Source organism: Adlercreutzia sp. ZJ473 (assembly GCF_013185065.1).
Lineage (GTDB): Bacteria > Actinomycetota > Coriobacteriia > Coriobacteriales > Eggerthellaceae > CAAEEV01.
The window spans coordinates 1-3,704 of record NZ_JAAVTO010000100.1 but is presented as its reverse complement, the minus strand read 5'-3'; the positions used below and the strand labels follow the sequence as shown (position 1 = coordinate 3,704).

Here is a 3,704-nt window from a genome sequence, read left to right as displayed (position 1 = left end):
AGCCGCAGGCGCAGCCCGCCCGCGCCGCCGCACCTGCCGCGTCCGCTCCCGAGCCCGCGACGGCGCCCAAGCCCGCCCCCGCGCCCGCCGCGCGCGAGGACGGCTACCGCGCCACCACGCTCGAGGACCTCGAGAGCTCGAAGATGCCCACGGCGCAGAAGGTCGTCATCGCGCTCGCCGTGCTCGGCATCGCGGCCTTCGTCCTCTGGAACTTTCTGGCCTAGCCGCGCGCCGGGCCCTTCGCTTTGAGCACCGCACGAGATAGGAGATGCCGCATGCCGCGACGCCACCATGAGAGCCATGACCCCTTCGACGACGGCGAGGGCAACGCCATCGGCCTGACGAGGGCGTTCTCGCCCGTTGAGGCTGACGATTACTTCGACGGCGCGGTGCCCACCGACCCGTTCGACTCCCCGGAGCCGCAAGGCGGCGCCGACTTCTCAGACGGCTTCGCGGACGACTCCGCAGACGGCGGCCTCGCCGGCTCCGCCGCCTTCGCCGAGGCCGCCCAAGCCGAGCGCGCCCCGCGGCACGCGGGCAAGCACGCGCGCCACGCGAAGCCCGCCGCCGAGCCCGTGACCGCTCCGAGCGCGTTCGACGACCCGGAGCTGCCCCTTCCCGACGCGCCTGCGCCCGAGCCGATCCCCGAGTACCTGCGCAAGTCGAAGCGCATGCGCCGCATCCTCATCGGCGTGATCGTCGTGTTCATCGTGCTGCTCGCGGTAGGCGGCGTGCTCGCCTGGCAGCTCCTCCAGACGGTGCAGACCACTGCCTCCCAGCAGGCGCAGAACGTCACGCAGGAGGTGAGCGCCATCGACGGCGACGCCGCGGCGAAGGACGCCTCCACCGCCACGGCGAAGAAGACCACCGTTCCTGACCTCACCGCGCTGCTCGGCCTCACGCAGGACGAGGCTATCGAGCGCCTGCAGCACGGCGCGCAGGTGTCGAGCACACGCGAGGTGAACGAGGAGGGCAACCCCGTGAAGCAGGACGTGCGCATCGCGCTCACCGCCGAGCCCGCCGACACGCGCTCGGGCACGCCGACGGTGTACCTGGGCCTCAACGAGGAGGGCAGGGTGGTGCAGGCCGGCTACTCGGCGGCCACCTCGTCGCTCGGCTACGGATCGCTGAGCTTCTCCGACGCCGTGCGCAACGAGCACATCATCGAGAAGACGCTCGCCGAGGCGGGCGTCCAGGTGCCCGACGGCGCGGTGACGCTGCCCGAGGACAAGACGGCCTACTCCACCTACGCGAGCGACGGCACCACGCTCACCAAGGAGTACTGCTCGTTCTCCGGCGAGGTGGACATCGACGGCGCGCCGCACGCCTGGTCGGCCGTGCTCTCGTACGACTACGCCATGGCCAACGCCACGGGCAACCTCGCCGACACCATCCGCACCATCTACGTCTACGTGAACGCCTAAGCCCTGCCCGAGTCCGCCCAAGCCGCCGGCAAAATGGCGAAGATTCGCACTTGCGCGACCATCAGCCGCGCGCTATACTATTCAAGCTGTTTAATCAAGAGAGGGAATTCCCTCCACCTGTTTCGGCGCTGATCGCAGCTGATGGGTCGTTTGAATAGGCCACCTCGCGTGGCAGCATCATGACGACCCGCACGCATCGCGCCTGCGGGTTCTTTTATGTGCACGTGCACAGAAGGAGGTGAGCGCGATAGCTGCTCAAGAGCCCCGGCTCAACGACGAGATCACCGTGCGTGAGTGCCGTCTGATCGACTTCGACGGGAACCAGATGGGCGTCTACCCCACGTCCCAGGCCCTGCGCATCGCTGAGAGCGCCGGACTTGACCTGGTGGAGATCGCACCCAACGCCGAGCCGCCGGTGTGTCGCATCATGGACTACGGCAAGTTCAAGTACGATCAAGCCATCAAGGCCAAGCAAGCGCGCAAGAACCAAACCAAGATCGAGATCAAGGAAATGAAGTTCCGCCCGAAGATCGACGTGGGGGACTACACCACCAAGAAGAAGCACGTGCTTCGTTTCCTCGACGCCGGCAACAAGGTGAAGATCACCATCATGTTCCGCGGGCGCGAGATGGCGCATCCGGAGCAGGGTCTGTCCATCCTGGAGCGCCTGGCTGACGATCTCAAGGACGTTGCGGTCATCGAGAACCAGCCCAAGATGGAGGGCCGCAACATGCACATGCTCATCGCTCCTCTGCCCGCTGCGGCAAGGAAGAAGAAGGAAAACGAAAAGCAAGAAGGGAAGGACGAATAACATGCCCAAGATGAAGACTCATCGCGGCACCGCCAAGCGTTTCCGCGTCACCGGCTCCGGCAAGATCATGCGCGCCAAGGCCTACAAGAGCCACATCATGACCAAGAAGAGCCAGAAGCGCAAGCGCAACTTCCGCCATGAGACGGAGCTCGCCAAGGCCGACAACAAGGTCGTGGCTCGCAACCTCGGTCTTCGCTAGTTCAAAAGGAGTGATTGAAGAATGCCTCGTGTAAAGCGCTCGGTTCACGCACGCAAGAAGCGTCGTACTGTCCTTAATCGTGCCAAGGGTTACTACGGCGCGAAATCCCGTTCCTATCGTGCCGCGAAAGAGCAGGTCCAGCACTCGCTCCAGTACATGTACCGCGACCGCCGCAACAAGAAGCGCGACATCCGCCGCCTGTGGATCACCCGCATCAACGCGGCTGCCCGCCTGAACGGCCTGTCCTACTCCGTGTTCATGAACGGCCTCAAGAAGGCCGGCGTCGAGCTCGACCGCAAGGTGCTCGCCGACATGGCCGTGAACGACCCGGCCGCCTTCACCGCGATCGTCGAGGTTGCGAAGAAGGCCCTGTAAGTCGCGAGCGGAAGAGACTTCGGGAAGGGAGCCTCGGCCTTCGGGCTGGGGCTCTCGCTGACTTTGGCCGGCAAAGCGAGTTTCTAATATGACAGGACCCCGGTCTGATGACCGGGGTCCTGCTGCTTCATGTGCTTGGACGACGCTTAAGCGTCCGCGGCCTGCATCTTCTCCTCGAGGGCGGCGAAGGCGGCTTCGATGTCCTCCTCGGCCTCCTCGTCCTCGTCCGCGTGGCAGAACGGCACGGCTCCCATGAGCGTGTGGCTGATGTAGGACTGGACCACCTCGCGCGAGGCGCCGGCGGCGCCGGCGACCACCTCCACGCCGGCGGCGCACAGCTCGTCGGCCATGTCGATGTCGATGCCCGAGGTGATGAGGGCGTCGAAGCCCAGGTCGATGATGAGGCGCGCGCCCTCGTGGCTCGTGATGCCGTTGTTCGGCAGGTTCCTGCAGTCGACGATGATGCCCCGCTCGATGGTATAGCACATGAAGCTGTCACATCGAGCGGCGTGCGCCGAGGCGACGAGCCCGTCGCAGGCAACGGCAATCTTCATGAACGTTCCTTTCCCCAACTGTTGCGTTACACGATACTCGCAGCCCGTCGCAGGGCGCGCGATGAGGCGGTGAGCGGGGAAATTAGAGCGCTCAGTTGCTAGCGCCTCTTGCGGCGCTGCTCGGCCACGACGGCGCGGTGCGCGCGGCCGGGACGCAGGTCAGACGCGCCGCGCGCGCCCTTGCGCGTCGCGGGCTTGCCGGACGGCTTCGGCTTGCCGGCGGCCTTGCCCTTCGGCGCGCGCTCGGGCTTGCCTGCGGCCTTGGCCTTGCCGGCCGGCTTCGCCGGGGCTGCGGCGGGCTTGCCGGCGGCCTTCTTCCGCCTGCCCTTCGCCGCCTTGCC

The 3,704-nt window shown here is 66.4% G+C and carries 5 protein-coding genes and 2 pseudogenes; 5 read left to right on the top strand and 2 right to left on the bottom strand.

The genetic code is table 11. From position 1 onward, the window contains the following. From HRL41_RS11720 to rplT, 5 genes and pseudogenes are all read left to right on the top strand, one after another. Window positions 1–224 (top strand): annotated as a pseudogene (locus HRL41_RS11720) (SURF2 Surfeit locus protein 2); the annotation flags it as partial. 51 nt (window positions 225–275) lie between these two features. Continuing rightward, window positions 276–1,424, top strand: coding sequence for a histone-lysine N-methyltransferase (locus HRL41_RS11715; RefSeq protein ID WP_172137177.1), 1,149 nt, complete (start codon window positions 276–278; stop codon window positions 1,422–1,424). A 238-nt stretch (window positions 1,425–1,662) separates the two neighbouring features. Then, window positions 1,663–2,235: a translation initiation factor IF-3 gene (gene infC / locus HRL41_RS11710; RefSeq protein ID WP_172137176.1), complete on the top strand. Its 573-nt coding sequence runs from the start codon at window positions 1,663–1,665 to the stop codon at window positions 2,233–2,235. 1 nt (window position 2,236) lies between these two features. Further along, the gene (rpmI, locus tag HRL41_RS11705) at window positions 2,237–2,434 is read left to right on the top strand and encodes a 50S ribosomal protein L35 (RefSeq protein WP_165051279.1); all 198 of its coding nucleotides are present in this window, start codon (window positions 2,237–2,239) and stop codon (window positions 2,432–2,434) included. Between the two features lie 21 nt (window positions 2,435–2,455). After that, on the top strand, window positions 2,456–2,809 hold the full coding sequence (gene rplT, locus HRL41_RS11700) for a 50S ribosomal protein L20 (RefSeq protein WP_165051285.1): 354 nt from the start codon (window positions 2,456–2,458) through the stop codon (window positions 2,807–2,809). A 146-nt stretch (window positions 2,810–2,955) separates the two neighbouring features. On the opposite strand, the gene HRL41_RS11695 is transcribed toward rplT, so the two are convergent. Both HRL41_RS11695 and HRL41_RS11690 read right to left on the bottom strand, forming a co-directional pair. After that, on the bottom strand, window positions 2,956–3,363 hold the full coding sequence (locus HRL41_RS11695) for a NifB/NifX family molybdenum-iron cluster-binding protein (protein WP_172137175.1): 408 nt from the start codon (window positions 3,361–3,363) through the stop codon (window positions 2,956–2,958). A gap of 98 nt (window positions 3,364–3,461) precedes the next feature. Continuing rightward, window positions 3,462–3,704, bottom strand: a pseudogene (locus HRL41_RS11690) (hypothetical protein); the annotation flags it as partial.